Source organism: Bacillus sp. R86525, assembly GCF_042466195.1.
Classification (GTDB): Bacteria; Bacillota; Bacilli; order Bacillales; family Bacillaceae_G; genus Bacillus_A; species Bacillus_A nitratireducens.
In genome coordinates this window covers 2,934,364-2,952,338 of record NZ_JAXHPX010000007.1, presented here as the reverse complement: position 1 = coordinate 2,952,338, position 17,975 = coordinate 2,934,364, and the positions used below count along the sequence as shown (strand labels likewise).

At 32.3% G+C, this 17,975-nt stretch carries 10 protein-coding genes, 1 pseudogene and 1 other annotated feature; of the genes and pseudogenes, 4 read left to right on the top strand and 7 right to left on the bottom strand.

The genetic code is table 11. The annotated features are described in order from the left end of the window. Window positions 1-63 precede the first annotated feature (63 nt). Complete coding sequence (locus SJY24_RS17745) at window positions 64-2,199, top strand: peptidoglycan D,D-transpeptidase FtsI family protein (protein ID WP_098764181.1); 2,136 nt, start codon at window positions 64-66, stop codon at window positions 2,197-2,199. Between the two features lie 280 nt (window positions 2,200-2,479). Continuing rightward, window positions 2,480-3,427 (top strand): class A beta-lactamase Bla1, encoded by a 948-nt coding sequence (gene bla / locus SJY24_RS17740; RefSeq protein WP_377867269.1) that lies wholly within the window; start codon window positions 2,480-2,482, stop codon window positions 3,425-3,427. A 324-nt stretch (window positions 3,428-3,751) separates the two neighbouring features. On the opposite strand, the gene proC is transcribed toward bla, so the two are convergent. Continuing rightward, entirely contained in the window at window positions 3,752-4,573 is an 822-nt protein-coding gene (proC, locus tag SJY24_RS17735) for a pyrroline-5-carboxylate reductase (protein WP_377865652.1), read from the bottom strand. A 481-nt stretch (window positions 4,574-5,054) separates the two neighbouring features. Continuing rightward, window positions 5,055-5,265, top strand: a binding site (T-box leader). Window positions 5,266-5,410: 145 nt separating this feature from the next. On the opposite strand from proC, the gene proB reads away from it, so the two are divergent. After that, window positions 5,411-6,514, top strand: coding sequence for a glutamate 5-kinase (proB, locus tag SJY24_RS17730; protein ID WP_016129458.1), 1,104 nt, complete (start codon window positions 5,411-5,413; stop codon window positions 6,512-6,514). Between the two features lie 83 nt (window positions 6,515-6,597). Beyond that, window positions 6,598-7,845 carry a glutamate-5-semialdehyde dehydrogenase gene (locus SJY24_RS17725; protein WP_377865651.1) on the top strand — a complete coding sequence of 416 codons (1,248 nt, stop codon included), beginning with the start codon at window positions 6,598-6,600 and terminating at the stop codon, window positions 7,843-7,845. A gap of 436 nt (window positions 7,846-8,281) precedes the next feature. Here SJY24_RS17725 and SJY24_RS17720 read toward each other — a convergent pair whose 3' ends face one another. From SJY24_RS17720 to SJY24_RS17695, 6 genes and pseudogenes are all read right to left on the bottom strand, one after another. Next, window positions 8,282-8,497 (bottom strand): hypothetical protein, encoded by a 216-nt coding sequence (locus SJY24_RS17720; protein WP_000356919.1) that lies wholly within the window; start codon window positions 8,495-8,497, stop codon window positions 8,282-8,284. Window positions 8,498-9,913: 1,416 nt separating this feature from the next. After that, the gene (locus SJY24_RS17715; protein ID WP_377865650.1) at window positions 9,914-11,041 is read right to left on the bottom strand and encodes a Ger(x)C family spore germination protein; all 1,128 of its coding nucleotides are present in this window, start codon (window positions 11,039-11,041) and stop codon (window positions 9,914-9,916) included. After that, a complete protein-coding gene (locus SJY24_RS17710; protein WP_377865649.1) occupies window positions 11,038-12,141 on the bottom strand; it encodes a GerAB/ArcD/ProY family transporter in 1,104 nt (367 codons plus the stop codon). Before SJY24_RS17710 ends, SJY24_RS17715 begins: the two co-directional genes overlap by 4 nt. After that, entirely contained in the window at window positions 12,128-13,636 is a 1,509-nt protein-coding gene (locus SJY24_RS17705; protein WP_377865648.1) for a spore germination protein, read from the bottom strand. Before SJY24_RS17705 ends, SJY24_RS17710 begins: the two co-directional genes overlap by 14 nt. Before the next feature lie 843 nt (window positions 13,637-14,479). After that, complete coding sequence (locus SJY24_RS17700) at window positions 14,480-15,523, bottom strand: Fic family protein (RefSeq protein WP_016091364.1); 1,044 nt, start codon at window positions 15,521-15,523, stop codon at window positions 14,480-14,482. A 1,675-nt stretch (window positions 15,524-17,198) separates the two neighbouring features. Further along, window positions 17,199-17,518: pseudogene (locus SJY24_RS17695) on the bottom strand (hypothetical protein). Window positions 17,519-17,975 lie beyond the last annotated feature (457 nt).

Genomic DNA, 17,975 nt, shown 5'->3' with positions numbered 1-17,975 from the left:
CATTTAGTATTTGTATTTACTAAATATTGATAGCAATTTCTGAAAGAATTAAATGGAGGATTTATGGAAAAACAAAAAGGAAAGAACAAGACATATATATCTATTCGATTAAATATAATGTTCCTTTGCATATTTTTACTATTCTCAGCTATTATTGTTCAGCTAGGAAAGGTGCAAATCGTAGAGGGAGAGGCTTATAAGAACCAAGTGGAAAACAGTCAAAATGAAACAACTAGCATTCCGGTTCCACGTGGACAAATTCTAGACCGAGAAGGAAAAATGGTTGTTAATAATCGATCTCTTCGTACGATTACGTATACAAGGGTGAAGGGGATAACGAGTAAAGACATTTTAAAAACAGCAAAAGACTTGGCAATAGTACTTGAAATGCCTGAGCAAGATATAAATAAATTAACTGATATTGATAAAAAAGATTTCTGGATGCAATTGAATACAAAACGTGCGGAATCAAAGATTACTAAAAAAGACATAGGAAAGTTTAAAGAGAAGGGAATAGAGGGAAAAGAGCTAGACAAAAAAATTGAAGATTTAAGACGAAGTCGTGTGACAGAAGTGGAATTGGCAGAATTAACAGCACAAGATTTAAAAGTGTTAGCTATTAAAAGTAGAATGAGTTCAGGTTATCAACTAACACCACAAATTATTAAAAAAGATGTAACAGATCAAGAGTATGCACGCATAAGTGAAAAACTTGCGGAATTTCCAGGAGTAGATGCAGCAGTTGAGTGGGAACGTAATTATGTAAATGGTAATTTATTTCGTTCCGTGTTAGGTAATATTACAAGTAGTGAAGAAGGATTACCGAAAGAAAACTTAGATTCTTATTTGGTACGTGGATATAACCGTAATGATCGTGTAGGAAAAAGTTATATTGAACAACGATATGAAGATGTATTACACGGCACAAAAGAAGAAGTGAAAAACATTACTGATAAATCAGGAAACATTATAAACACAGAAATAATCTCTAAAGGAAAAAGTGGTAATAGTTTAACATTAACGATTGATATGGAATTACAAAAGAAAGTGGAAGAAAGTATTGAGAAAAATTTGAGAGCTTTTAAGAGTTCAGAGCCACTGTTGGACCGAGCTTTTGTCGTCATGACGAATCCAAATAATGGGCAGATTTTATCCATGGCAGGCAAAAAGATTGTAGAAAAAGAAGGGAAAATAGAGATTGAGGATTTAGCATTAGGTAACATGACAACTTCGTATGAGCTAGGGTCAGCTGTAAAAGGTGCTACTTTATTAACTGGATATGAGACAGGGGCAATACATCCAGGAGATCAATTTTATGATGCACCGATGAAATTTAAAGGTACACAAGCTAAGAAATCGTGGAATGTATCCGGATTTGGTAATATTAATGATTTACGAGCTTTACAAGTATCTTCGAATGTATACATGTTCCAGACAGCTTTAAAAATTGCGGGAGTTAATTACGTACCAAATGGTTCGTTGGATATTAAACAAGAAGCATTTGATACGATGCGCTATTATTTTAAACAATTTGGTTTAGGGGTCCCGACAGGTATTGATTTACCGAATGAAATAATTGGACAAACTAGAAAAGTAGATAGTCAACCTGGATTTTTACTAGATTTTTCTATCGGTCAGTATGATACTTATACGCCATTGCAATTGGCACAATATATTTCAACTATTGCTAATGGCGGTTATAGAATGCAACCTCAAATTGTACAAGAAATACGTGAACAATCAATAAAAGAAGAGGAAGTTGGCAAAGTTATAAGTTCTATAGAGCCTGTAGTATTAAATCGAGTTGATATGAAGAAAGAACATATTGATCGGATAAAAGAAGGGTTTAGATGGGTATTTCAAGAAGGTGATGGAACTGGTGTGAAGTATTTCAAAAATGCTTCATATAAACCAGCAGGAAAGACAGGGACAGCTCAAACTGTATATGGTGGAGATGATCCAATTGGTAGAAATGCAAAAGGAGAACGTATGGAATGTTACAACTTAACATTAGTTGGATATGCCCCATATGATAATCCGGAAGTAGCATTTTCTGTAGTAGTCCCATGGCTTCATGATGATAAAAATGGAATTAATTCTATAATTGGAAAGGAAATTTTAGATGTATACTTTGATTTAAAACAGCAACGTATACATGGTGAAGCTGCTAGTACAGATAGTTCAAATAAAAATCAGTGAAATTTGTGTATCTTTCTTTAGGAAAGAGAACTATTACCAGGGCTGAAGAGACACTGTTTATATAAATCTGTTATAAACTAAAGAATAAAAATAAGATTTGAAATGAGAAATAGCAGCTACCATAGTTGTTATTTCTCATTTTTGTTAATACCTCTATTACTAGTTAAAGAATTTTTTATTTATGGAACAAACTTGTTACTTAGAGAGTCTATTATGTGTACGTATAAAAACAGGTGTTCAAATTGGATACAGTGTATTGAATTTACCACTTGTTTTCAGTATTAAAAGTTTGAAAGGAATGATGATTTTGAAAAACAAGAGGATACTAAAAATAGGAATATGCGTTGGTATATTAGGTTTAAGTCTTACAAGCCTAGAAACTATTACAGGAGGGACATTGCAAGTTGAAGCGAAAGAAAAGACAGAGCAAGTGAAACATAAAAATCATGCGACGTATCAAGAATTCTCTCAACTTGAGAAAAAATTTGATGCTCGATTAGGTGTGTATGCTATTGATACTGGTACAAATCGAACAATTGCATATCGACCTAATGAGAGGTTTGCCTATGCATCAACCTATAAGGCCTTAGCGGCAGGGGTATTGCTACAGCAAAACTCAACTGAGAAGTTAAATGAAGTTATCACTTATACGAAAGACGACTTAGTAGAATATTCACCTGTTACAGAGAAACATGTAGATACAGGCATGAAACTTGGGGAAATTGCAGAGGCCGCTGTTCGTTCCAGTGATAATACTGCCGGGAACATTTTATTTAATAAAATAGGCGGACCTAAAGGATATGAAAAAGCACTTAGACAGATGGGTGATCGGGTTACTATGGCTGATCGCTTTGAGCCAGAGTTAAACGAAGCTACCCCAGGAGACATTCGTGATACTAGTACAGCGAAAGCAATTGCTACGAATCTTAAAGCTTTTACGGTCGGAAATGCGCTTCCAGCTCATAAACGTAATATTCTTACAGAGTGGATGAAAGGAAATGCTACAGGAGACAAACTTATTCGTGCAGGCGTACCAACTGACTGGATAGTTGGAGATAAATCAGGAGCTGGAAGTTATGGGACACGCAATGATATTGCTATCGTTTGGCCGCCAAATAGAGCACCCATTATCATCGCAATTTTATCTAGTAAAGATGAGAAAGAGGCTACCTATGATAATCAACTAATTGCAGAGGCTGCTGAAGTTGTAATCAATGCTCTTAGGTAATAAACTCTCAGTTTTCGCATTTCTTTATTTCATGTTATCGAAAGTTTAAAATTAGAAAACGATTCTTTTTCGTGTGAAAAGAATCGTTTTTTGTATTTATGTAGAATCTTATTCGGGAAATAAGTGGTGAAAATAGAGGAAACAAAAGGCATGTAATTAGGAAAGAGTGAAGTTATTTAAGAATAATAAAAAGAACAAAACGGACAGAATCGAGTAAGTATGAATTCGTCCGTTTTATTTACTACTTATAATGAGGATTATCTAAATCAAATGTGAATATGGTATACAACTTAATAAAGGCATACGCAATTGTTAAATTTTATTTTAATTGTTGTTCGTTTGACTAGATAATTCAACAGATTTTTGAGTACAACGATTCATGGCTGAAATGATGGCTGTTCTTAAACCCTTTTCTTCTAATGTTGCTACAGCTTCTATAGTCGTTCCACCTGGAGAACAAACCATATCTTTCAATGCACCTGGATGTATCCCTGTCTCTAGTACCATTTTTGCAGAGCCTAATACAGCCTGGGCTGCGAATTTATATGCTTGATCTCTTGGCATGCCATTCAATACAGCAGCATCTGCCATGGCTTCTATAAACATGTATACATAGGCTGGCGAAGAACCACTTACAGAAGTTACAACATCCATTAATTTTTCATTTACTATCTCTGTTTGACCAAAACTATTAAAAATGTTTAATATATCTTCTAAATCTTTTTCTGTAACCAGTTCATTATGGCATAATGCAGACATTCCTTCGCCAACAAGAGCTGGTGTATTAGGCATTACTCTTACAATCTTTAACTTTCTGCCAAAAGCATCCTCAGTACTCATAATGCTTTTTCCGGCAGCAATAGTTACGATTATTACATCGCCATTTATTTGGTCTTTTATTTCGTTAATTACTGATAAGTATAAGTCTGGCTTGATTGACAAAATTAAAATATCAGCATTTTTAGCTACCGCATTGTTTTCAGAAGTTATAGTTACGCCATATTTTTCGCTAGCATTTTTTAAATTTGTAACGTTTAAATCTGAACAAATTATTTTTTCTGAAGGCACTATATTTTCGTTTATCATCCCACCAATCATAGCCATCCCCATATTTCCACATCCGATGAATCCAATTTGTTTGTCCATAATAACTCGATCTGGCTCCTTTTATAATAAATTTTATCTGTTTGAAATTATTATTCTGAAAAAGTAAATAACATCCCATACAATATAAAGAAACATTTTAAGAGAGTGCGTGCCTTTTTGCAATACAAAAAATAAAGAAAATAATTTTATTTGAAACTATATAAGTACATGCAGTATAATTTAATATTTTGTATTGTCTACACTTGATAACATCAAAAATCATGTTTGATAATAGCAAAACATTCTATTATTCGCATAAGGAATTAGGAGAAGTTGTAGGATTTGTGACATGACTAGCTCTATGTGTTGCATGCTAAAAAGCTGTATGTTGATTAATAATCGATAAGGTATAGTTAAATCTACATTTTTAAGAAATGGTGATGTTCATAATTTTATACTAAAAACTTGTCGCTCTAATAATTTTTCAAAATATCTCTTGACACAAAACCAAACTATATCGCATAATATAAAAAAATTAGATTGAAAATCGTTGAAGGGAATTAGTACATATGTCTTCTTACGAAAGAGAGTGGAATTCACCGGCTGAAAGATTCCTCGTATAGAAAGTATCGAACCTATCCCTGAGTCTTAAATGAAAGTTTAGGCGTACGCCTGCGTTATGGGCGCCAAGTGGATATCTATGCATATCAATTAAGGTGGTACCGCGGAACAATGACCGTTTCGTCCTTTTTATTTTATTAAGGGCGAAACGGTCATTTTTATTTTGCTCTTTAATAGGCTAGGTGCAGCATTGGTGAGAATAGAAATCGCTGCAAGCTGTATGAATAGAAGTGTAATTTATAAAAAACTTTGATTTTAGACTTGGGGGATACAAAAGTGAAAAAACAACGAATTGTTGTAAAAATTGGGAGCAGCTCTCTAGCAGATAGTCATGGAGGCATTTCAAAAGAACAACTTTCAGATCATGTTGCCGCATTGGCTCGATTGAAAGAGGAAGGGCATGAAGTTTTGTTAATTACATCTGGGGCCGTCGCTGCAGGTTTTTCTGCTCTAGGGTATCCTAGCAGACCTGTGACAATTAAAGGAAAACAGGCTGCTGCGGCTGTCGGACAAAGTTTGTTAATGCAGGCGTACACGGAGGAATTCCGTAAGTATGGTATCGTTACTGCGCAACTCTTGCTGACGAGAAGTGATTTTTCTAGAAAAGAACAATATAGTAATGCTTACGCTACTTTAGGAGAGTTACTAAACCGTTCTGCTCTTCCCATAATTAATGAAAATGATTCCATCTCTTTAGAGGAGCTGACGTTCGGTGATAATGATATGCTGTCAGCTTTAGTAAGCGGGCTTGTTTCGGCGGATATGCTTATGATTTTTACGGATGTGAACGGTTTATATGACAAAAATCCTCAGAAAAATGCAGATGCGAAAAAATATTATTTCCTTCCTGAAGTTACGGAAGAAATCGCTTCTCTTGCAGGAGATGCTGGATCAAAACTTGGGACTGGCGGTATGAAATCAAAAATTGATGCTGCGAAGACAGCACTCTCTCTTGGCGTGAGTGTATTTATCGGAACAGGACGTGGACAAGAGAAGTTTGTAGATGTTTTGAAGGGCAAAGGTGATGGAACGTATGTCGGAAATGCTCCTCAAAAAGAAATGAAGATGAACAAGCAATGGATCGCCTTGCATTCGCTTGTTAGCGGACAAATTGAAGTAGATGCCGGAGCAGCTACTGCTATTATTCAGCATGGTAAGAGTCTTCTTCCTGCTGGTGTTACGAATGTGTCAGGATTTTTCAAAGTGGGTGAAGTCGTAGAAGTAATCACGCAACAAGGGCGCGTAATTGGAAAAGGACAATGCACATATAACGCAGAGGAACTAGGGGCTGTAAAAGGTATGCAAAGCCAAGATATTCAAGCAAGAGGCGAAAGGCATAATTATGAAGTCATTCATAGGGATCATTGGGTTTCATTTTAAGCTGTAATTCTAATACAAGAAAGATTTAGATACTGGTGTTAAAGGGCTCTCAAACTGTAATCTTTAAAAAGGAGGAAATAAAAATGAATGAAGTGTTGGCAAAGGGAAAAAAAGCGAAAGAAATTGCTAGGGATCTTGTGCTTAAATCAACCGATCAAAAAAACGAAGCACTTGCTTCAATTGCTGAAAGGCTAATAGTAGAAACAGCTTATATTTTAGAGGAAAACAAACGGGATATTGAAGAAGGTAAGGCGAAAGGATTTTCTCATTCTCTTCTTGATCGTCTTATGCTCAATGAGCAGCGTATTATTGATATGGCAGAGGGAATTAAGCAGCTAATTGAATTACGTGATCCTGTTGGAGAATGTGTAAGCGAATGGGAGCGACCAAATGGACTATCTATTCAGGAGATGCGTGTACCACTTGGTGTTGTTGGGATAATTTACGAGGCAAGGCCAAATGTAACGGTAGATGCTGCTACAATATGTTTGAAAACAGGAAACGCAGTCATATTACGTGGTAGTTCTTCTGCTATCAATTCTAACAAAGCCATCGTTGCCGTTATTCACCGAGCACTCAAACAAACAAGCTTGCCTCCAGAAAGTGTACAGCTCATAGAAGATACAACGCGAGATAGTGCAAAGCAGTTGTTTACATTGAATGGGTACTTAGATGTTCTTATTCCAAGAGGTGGCAAACAATTAATTGATACTGTAGTGAGAGAAGCATCTGTTCCAGTACTTGAAACAGGTGCGGGAAATTGTCATATTTTCATTGATGAAACAGCGAATAAACAAATGGCAATTGATATTATTATAAATGCAAAAACGCAACGTCCATCTGTATGTAATACCATTGAAACGATTATACTTCATGAGAACTGGGCGCAGCAATTCGGTAGCGAGTTGTTTTCTTCTTTGAAGGAAAGAGGCGTGGAGCTACGAGGTGATCAGAAAGCATTGGCAATTGATTCTTCAATTGTACTCGCTTCAGAAGAAGACTGGGGGACAGAATTTTTATCTCTTACGCTGGCAGTTAAAGTAGTTTCTTCTATAGAAGAAGCGATTCATCACATAAATACGTATGGATCTATGCATTCCGAAGCGATTATTACAGAGAACGAGGAAAACGTCGGAAAATTTTTCACAGCTGTTGATGCGGCTGCACTTTATCATAATGCATCAACTCGTTTTACTGATGGATCTGAATTCGGATTTGGAGCAGAAATTGGCATCAGTACACAAAAGCTACATGTAAGGGGACCAATGGGGCTTCCTGCATTGACTTCTACAAAATATGTGATCCGTGGAAATGGACAGATTCGGAGATAAGAATTATATGAAAAGAGGAAAAGCTCCATGTCTATTAAGCTAACAAGGCAGGTTGAGACCAAATTGAATAGAGTAGGATGAATGTTTTTAAATTGATAACAATTAATAGAAAAGGACCGGAATACGGTCCTTTTTTGTTTCTTATTGAAGCGTTCTGCTCGTAAAAAGCCTTTAATAGAGAAGTATGTCTATATATTGATCTACAAAAGTAAAAACGAGCACTCCTATCCATTGTGATAGGGTGCTCGTTTTCTTATCTATGCACAGAAAGGGGATTTCATCTTTGTGCTATCGGCCTTCGCATATTTGAGGAAGGAGAACTATTTTGGGAATTACGTTAAAACCAATCCCTTATTTTGGAGGGTGATCCTAACCTGTTATTTATAAATGGAAAAGAATCAAGTTTACTGCTTCTTGAGATTTTTTTCATTGTAATTCACTTTTGATTTGTTGTTCTATCTACATCTGAAATTGGTAAGTCTGTGCCATATAGGTCTTGGGTAATACCTTTTTTGTTAACATGATTGTTGCTTGGATTATGCTTGTCTTGAGAGGATGTTTCTAGCATTTGTTCTTGAGCTTTACTAGGCGTATTCAGAGCATCCGATGGGACGTGATTAATCTGTCGGCTTAATAGATTTTCTTTATCCATGCTATACAGCTCCTTTTTGGATTTAGATAAAAAGCAATGTAATTATTAATGGTTACTTAGATATTTTGTATTTTTGAATGGAATTATATACATAAATTATATTCGAAGTTAACTACATTTAAACCATTCAGCACGTAACAGCCTCACGGACTGTTTGAAGTAGAAAATTTAAAAGTATGGAAACATTACGGTATCTAATTCAATAGGCTATTCCCGTAGTTCTCATGCATGTAAATCTAATGGTTCTCTAATTCGGATGTATCGGTAATGGTACCAACTATTTTTTTATAAAAGAAATAGCGCTTTTTTGAAAAATCCATCGTTATTAGAATAGTACTGGTATTGGAAAATTATTGGAATGAAATGTAGTGAGGTGCCTAGACATTTCATAAATATTCGATCATGGAAAAATGCTATAAAAAAATCTATTGTACGTTTAATTTTTTTGTGTTACATTATTGTTACAAAAAGTTATAAAATGTAACAATTATTTCGAAATGATTTCTTATTGTTTATGGTTTGTTACAAATTATAAACTGTGATTTTTTCTATTTGTATAAGAGTGTGTGTGTAGTAAAAAGTCTGAGTTAGAATTCCATGCAATTTATTAAAACTCCTTTCTGTCTTAAAAGAAGAATACCAACTATTTAGGGGTTTTTTAGGCAATGAGATTAAATAAAATGTACTTCCTTTCCACACACAATTTAGTACATATATAAGGTTCAGTCAATTTACTACACAGACTCTTATACTTAAAGATTTATCAGAATTAAAGAAGAAGTTAGTACTTAAACCATCATTAAAAAGCTAAACTTTAATAAATATCACCTAGATATTTTAAGTATTATAAAAAAGCCTAGACGATATTTTTCATAGAGAAATTTAAACGTTTTAGTATTTTGTTAATTTATACATACGGATTTCTGGGCTTTTAAAATACTTGAATATAGATAGAGTAATTGAGGTATATAATATGAAGCATTCTTATAAAGTATTTGTTTGTATTTGGATAATTATTTTATTATTTTTCCTGATATATTTTGGTTACAAAATGTCCTTTGATAATAATCAGGTTTCAATACAAGAAAAACAAGTGATACAAGAAAATTAAACGATGTCAGTAGTGAAAGTGAAACAGAATCAGTTGAAATACTCTAAAAGAAATAGGTATTAATGCAGTGTAAGATGAGTAATTACGAAGGATTTTAATGGAACAGAGGTGGTTGTAACACGTGAATAGTTATATATATAATTACGGATTTGAATTCTGTATGAACCATTAGTTAAAAAGAAAATATCTATTGGCTAGAATCAAACCAAAAGACCCTTCCTCAAGTATAATCACTCTTCACATAATAATACTGGAGGAAGGAAAATTCATAGGAGACATTATATAAAATACAAGAATAGGATGACCTAATTTCTAATGGTCCCAGTATCTTTTATTTTGACGTGTGTCTTTACATTTATTTTAGCCTCTGTTAACGCTTGCAACCAATTTCCTTTTACTTTTTTCCACTCTTTATATTGAAAAGCTCTAGCATATAGGGATAATCCAATTGGATCAATTTTATTATGCTGTATTTCATGCAACATATTTTGTAATTTCTTATTAATTTCTTTTTGGATAGCGCTTTCTAAATTATTTATGTTTTTTTTATTATCATAATGCTCCTTAAGCAAATTCGCATTGGTTTTTTCTACTAAGGCTACATTAGCGCTTATATCGAAATTAAATACAAACTTTCCGTTTTGAAAATTAACCTCTATCTTCCTTGTCACATTCTGTACCAAGATAGAGGTGTTTGGTTTTTTGTTGGATTTTTTAGGAGGAAGCAAAAGGTGTAGTATCATCCGGCCTTTATTTTTGGGCTTATTTATAAGATTGAAGAACTTAACATCTTTTTTAGGGATACGAGTTAAAAATTTTCCTTGTCGATCTAAAAGTGCAATTCCTACCGTGTCAATTTCATTCTTTGTTTTTTTGATAACTGGAACAGCTTGTGTCATTCCTTCTTCATTTTTTTCTCTCATTAATTGTTGAATCGTGGAAGAAACTGATTGATTATTTTGAATGGAGGATTCAATCACACTACTTATATAAGATGGTAGTGATGGTTTATCGGGCTTATTAATTGTAAAAATTTCTTCTACAGGTCCATCAACAAGTACTACTTTAGCATTAATGGTAGCGTAAGGATCACGGTAAGAAGAATCAAGCTCCTGTATCCAATTTGCTTCTTGTGCTAATTTTTTTCCAATTAAAATGATTTCGGCTTTGGAGGCTGTCATATAACCCGTTAACTTCGTATCTATCTTACTGAATCCATTATATACAGTTGATGCCTGCGTCCAATGCTCTATAGTACTTTTTTGCTGTTTATGATGAAAGAGTGGTATGCTTGTGCCCACCTTTACGTCTCCATTAGGGGTTCTATCCAAGGCAATTAATAGGATTAATGAAACCTTCTCAAGAGGAATTCTCTGACTACAACCAATCAAATATACACAACAAATTAAAATCCATATCCATTTTCGAATCAAAGTTGTTTCCCCCTAGTAACCCAAGCAAAAAGAATGCTGTAAGCGAAAAATAAAATTGGTAATAGAATAAAGAAAATGATATTTAAGATATCCATAAGAGAATATATAAATAAATATTGATCCACATTGGGATTTAGAAAAATAAATAAGCTGACTATTAATACCATAAAACCAACCAGCGCCCAATTGCGAGCGTTTTTTTGAAGTGAAATGGTCACAGATTCAAAACTGAAAAATAAATATGGATATATTGTAGTGGAAAATACAATTAAATAGTAAGCGATATATATAATTTCTAATCGTTCTATGAAAGAAAAACGAACTCCTTTTAACAGATGAAATACTGGCCAAATTACGTCTTTTATCCCCTCCGGACTAAAGTATATATAAGAAAGAATAGTCACATATAGATAGAAAAACATGGTTCCAGTATTCGCTATTAGTAGTCCCTTTATAGCTTTTTGTTTTTTTTGTAAGAACGGATATATGTAATATGCAATTTCTAAGCCGGCATAAGGGGTAATGGTTTCTTTCGTTGCCTTTACAATAGGGTATAAGCCATCTTTAAAAATAGGTAGTAGGTGTGAAGGATTGTAGTTACTCTTTAGTGAAAAAAGAAGAAATAGTGGCATCCAAGTAGTGAAGAAGAAAACAAGCATAGAATAACTAGTAAGAGCCCTTAACCCACTCAAGGCTAAAATAATAAAAGGCAATAGTAATAATATGGCGATTTGATAAGCAGGAGTGGAAGGGAATATCCACACTTTTACAATATCAGTTGCCTTTAATAAAGTATTAAAACCAGCAAAAAATAGATAAAAGGCATATAAAAGAAAAAAAATTGTCCCAATCCATTTACCAAAGTATGTTTTTAAAATCTGTGAGAAGTTTTTGTTAGGATTTTTTTGTAACATTAATATAATAAATACGCCAATTATAGAAGTAGTTATCCAACCCAGAATGATAGAAATCCAGCCATCTGTGCCAGCGGTAGTAGCAAGTGGGCTTGGCATAATTAACATACCTGATGCTAGTTGCAGTGAATGAATGAAAACAATAAATTCAAATAAAGTTATGTTTTGGAATTTAAGATTCCCCATGCGAACCACCTTCTTTTTTCTTTTTTTGTTTCGGCTGTCCGGTACTCGAGCGGGTGGTGATCATAGAAATAGGAAATCTTACAAATGAATCTTTTAACTCTTGGAGACGAAATGGTGCTATTGGCAATCCATATGGTGAACCATAGGAAGTTAGTGAAACAAAATGAGCAAATAAGAGCATTAATCCACTAACAATACCTACAATCCCATAAAAGTATGCCAATAACATCATTGGAAAACGAATAAGGCGTATAGAACTTGATAAATCATAATTAGAAACAATAAATGATGCAATGGCTGTAATAGATACGATAATAACCATAACGTTACTCACAAGACCAGCTTGAACAGCCGCCTGCCCAATTACAATTCCTCCAACAATTCCAATGGTTTGTCCAATTGGTTGTGGTAAGCGAATACCAGCTTCACGTAGCATTTCTAGTGTGATTTCCATTATAAAAGCTTCCAGTAAAGGAGAAAAAGGAACTTTGACTCTTGACGTTGCAATAGAAGTGTATAAATCTATAGGAATGATTTCAAAGTGAAAAGAGACTATAGCAATATAAAATGCGGGTAAAAAAATTGCTATAATAAATCCTGCAAATCGTAATAAGCGAAAAAATGATGCAATGAGCCAATGAATATTATAATCATCTGGAGTTTGAAAAAATCCAATTAAATTCATTGGGACAATCATCGCGCCAGGAGATCTATCAATTAATACTGCTATTTTTCCATCGAGTATATGATTAGAAATGGCATCTGGGCGTTCACTTAAATAAGCCTGTGGAAAAGGGGTCCAATTTTGATCTTTTGTATAATTAGATAGTTCTCCAATGCTCAATACCGCATCCGTTTTAATATTACAGATTCTAGTTTCTATTTCTTGGACCACATCTTCGTTTGCTACATCCCCTAAGTAAATTAAATAGACTAAAGAAGTGGCGCGTTCTCCAATTGTCATTTTTTTAATTTTTAATTCAGTAGAAGGAATATATCGACGAATTAAGCCTATGTTTTTTGTGACATTCTCAATAAACCCATCATGTGAGCCTTTAATAGTAACTTCTGAAATGGGTTCTTGAATCGCTCTTTCTGCCCAGCCTTTTGTATTTATTAGAAGGGACCTCTTTTCTCCTTCCATAAACAGTACACATTGTCCCTCAAGTAATCCTTCTTTAATTTCATTCCACGTATATACTATTTTGGTATGAGTAGCAATAATATTAGAATTAAATATTTGACTGTCTTCATTCACTTCTTGTAATAATGGTGTAACAACATTTCCTTTTAATGCGACACCATCTGTAAGGCCTTCAAAATAATATAGTAAAATATTCGTGTTTGTTTTTAATTGCAAAGGATGTTCAATCAAATCTGCACTAATATCAAAGATGTTATCTAATGTATTTTTAAGTTCTTTTAAGTTACTTGTTTGGATTTTTTCAATAGTTTTATCTGTCTTTGTTTCTAGGGTCTTTTCATTTAAGGACAAAATTGACACCTCTTTAATATATAACGATTAGTTGTAGTTATTATTTTTATATGTTTGAATTTTATTCACTAATTTAAACGGATTGAGATCAAGAATAACTAAAATTGAAGTACTATATAATAAATTCAATAATTGAGAGTAAAAAAGTAGATGTAATTTGTGTAGAAATCTAAGTATCAAGATAGAAGTGAAATTTGAATGATTATAATAAAAAAGAACCCTTGATAGGTTCTTTTTAATAGTTGGTAGATATGTTGTCAACAATAGATGGCGATAAAGGTAGTAATTTAGATGTCTTTATGTTACTCAGCTGAATTTTGTAGGAAGAATTATTTTTGCATACCTCAATGCTCAATAAAAAAGGACATTTCATTTATTTGGGTGTTTTAGTGTATTTGAATTTTGCACGCTAACAAATTTTGTTTAGGGACAAAATTTGAAGTTTTATTCTGAAATAACAGAAAGTTAATGCGGCAAAATTCCTATTGGTAATTTGGATAGGTATCAAATATTTCTTTGGCCTTATTTTCTTGATATGACCGTACGTTTATATGTTTCTAAGGGAAAGAAATATTTTCATTTTTATTACCATCTATTGTTTGATTAAGATGGTAACACGAAAATGAAACGTTTACAACCAGAAAATAAAGAAAAAATATTAAAATGCGACTTTTTTCGACAAATATTCCTATAAAACATTTTGTAGGAATTAGAAATAACTAAATTAGTAATAATAGCTTAATATATTAAAGTGAAATTCAATGAATAAGAGTCCAAAGGCATGAATTTAAATGATAAAGTTATAATTTTCCTTTTTGAACTGTAAGTGTTTTACAAGTATAGTTAAACTTTAATCCAACTAGCATTTCTTCCTTTTGTCACTAGCTTAATATGGCCAAACAATTGCAAGGAATTTAAAGCCTTACTGATTGTACTCTCTGCTATGTCTGGATATGTGTTACGAATACACTCCTTAGTAAAGGGTTGTTTTTGTTTAAGGATAAAATCCTGAATTCTCTCCACTTTAGTATGCTTACATATAGAATCTAGAACTGTATTATGAAGATCTTTGTACGCCTCTAATATAATAGTTAAAAACGTTTTTAACCAAAAGCTACTATTATGTTCCTCGCAGTACCAATTTACCGAAGATTTATAAATCGAATTGTAATATTCAGATTCATTTTTCTTAATGTATTTATCCAGACATACATATTTTACAAATGTATTTCCACTCTTAATTAATAGCAATTGCATTAACATAAGTGCCAATCTGCCGTTACCCTGATTAAAAGGGACTATGCAATAAAAATTAAATATAAAACGAGCTATTAATAAAAGTGAATGATGGCCCTTACTAGAATTTAATGAGTTATATTGATCACATAATTGTTCCATTACTTGTGGAATAAGCTCATGTGGAAGAATGCGGTAACTATTTAAGTGCATTCCGTTTTCAGGAATACCTGGAATAGTAAACGGTTTTTCGCGCCATTTGGCACTGTCAGAGGTAATGTAATGTATTAATTGAAAATGTAATTCCTGTATAGTCTCTGGATTGATTAATAAATCACAGGAATTCTTATGTACAAAAGTAAGTGTTTGATAAAAACAAAAGATAGCATCTTCCGAAATATTTTGAGGTACTATATCATCTAAAATAAGTTCTTTTAATCTTTTATTAGGGACTTTTATATCTTCATAGGTAGTAGTAAAGTTTTTTATGTAATGAAGTGGTATGGTTTTTTCTAAGCTAGTAAATATATCAGGATTTTGTTCCTGATAAGCAGCTAATTTTCCTTTTAATTCACTAATTTCACTAATTATATTTAATAGTCTCCTTTTTAATTCAATATTTTTATACCTGTCATCGAAAAAATTTCTCATTTTTATTCCCCCTGTAAACCCTTAACATGCTGTTACATAAATCTTTCCATTCTAAAGATAGTTTACAACATTATTTTGAAATAACAATATATTTATTTTGATTTTGAACTTATTTTAGAATCAAAATTGTTATTTAAATTTGATTAACGAGTTAGAACTTATAATTAATCATGTTTGAATAAAGAATGAATATACACAGATAGAAAATATAGTTTGACTTAAATTCCTTTTTATGAATTTACGAGGTAAAAATATAATTTTAGAATTATTATTAGTGTAGTTTGCTGTATTATTGCTGGGAATTTACTAGAAAGTAACTAATTTTCACAAATAAAATAAAGAAATCTTAAAGAGGAATCAATAGGATCTAATTTGAATAGGCATAATCCTAACATTAAATGTGCAAATGTACAATAATTAAATGAAAAAAATATAAAAATATCGACTTTTTTCGACAAAATAAATTAAATAGAAAAACAATCTAATGTAAGAAAATTGTTGCTTTAGATGGTCTCTGCATTTCATAAATTAATATTGAAGGAATTATCAAATGATTTTTACGAGTAATAAAAGAGTAGATATATATATTAAATTGTGACAATTATAAAGTTAGTATTCTCCATTTTCATTATTTAATTTAACAAATTTAATAATAGTAAGGTGACTTTTCTATATTTAATATAAGTATTTGAGGGGGTATGGTGATAAAAAGTGTCATTTTCTATATATCCATGTAGCATTTAGCACTTGTATTGCGAAATATTTTGACATAAGTTAATTTAAATATTAGGTACAGAAACATTTTAAGGAAAAGAGTCAGTATAAAAGTACCCTAAAAACGTTTTTCCTCAAGAGATTTTTTCTCAGGAGCACTAAAGTTTTTTAATTTGTTTCTGTGCCTTATTAGATAAAAATAATATAATAAGTTGTTTAGAAAAGGTGAAAATTTCCCCCATTATAAAATGAACTCATATCACTTAACGTCCGTATGGTCTAGTTAAAGTAGGAATTTAAAGAAAAGGAAAGGGCTAGCTCTAGTTATAATTAGTGCAATAAATAGGGGGCTACTCAAATTTTTTTGTTAGATTTGGTAGGAGTAATATTTACGTTTGTTGGACTAGGTGTATTAAAGTGCATACCCTTTTTGATTCAACCGATGAGGCGCTAATCAAGGGTTTAATTATCTAGAATTTAGAAAGGTTAAATATGAAACTGAATTTTCTGGTGAATTAGTAGAGACTAAAACAATCCCCTTAAATTGAACTATTCACTACTTAACGTCCTGATAGATTGTTTGAAGTGTTAGTAGGAAAATATAAAAATAAAAAAGGATATTCTCCTCTTCTTTTATGTATATAAAACAAAGTGTAAGGTAAGTTCCAGATCCAAAGTGTTTTATTTAATATTCATTCAATCTCATGCGTACTACTTTTATTCTCTTAAGAGCATGTATTTGCGTGGATGCTCTTAAGAGAATAAAATGCCTAAAAAAATAAGTATAAGCATACATTTTAAAAATTGATATATCGTATATTATAAAAAACTCCTTGTTCTTCAAATAACGAACAATACAATGTGAATGAAACTCTCAGAAGAATTTACATATAGAATTCACCTTAACTCAAAAAAACACATTTTATGCAAAATTATATTTGCTGCTATAGAAGGGTGGGGGTTAACATGACCAAAACTTGGTGTAGGTTCGTATTCCTTGTAAAATAAGTGATTCTTTACTGTTTTCTCTAGTTGTATCTATTAATGATTCATCAGGTTTCCTTCCAGTGGAAGGGACATAAGTTGTTACTACCCTTGGAAATTAATAAACACCCATTCAAATTTGTCGATATTTCTATTTCCAAATTCTAATGTTTCAATTGGCTTAATTGTATTTTCTCTATCAAAAAATTTTATTATGTAAAACCTTTTTGAGAGGTCACTACTATGTTCAATAGTCCAAATTAAATTTTCCATTTTCTTGATTTGCAACAAGTCCATTTCCGAAAATCCTTTCATACATAAATATAGCGAATGTTCCTATTCTATACTATATATTTTAAAATTTAAATAGTTATCTTATACGATGTGATAAAAAGAAGTTAATACTCTAAAATTTATCTTAGAAAAGGACACACCTACGCATACATATGCTATAGGTGTGTCCTTTTTTAGTTGTTTATAAGTTTCCTACAGAGTTATTGAAGTAAAGTTTCAACAGTGTCTCCATAGTGAAGTGAGAATTATTATATAAGATTCATTTAAACCGTATATTAAGTTCATATGAATCATATATTGGAATTTCACAATATGTGTGTAAGGCGTTTCTGGAATGATATTATTTTGAAAATATAAACTTCAATATACCAAAAAGTAAGAATATTAAACCGTAATAATTTTAGAATATACTTCTAATTAAAAGACGTGCGGAAATGCACGGATAATAAAGGAGAATTTC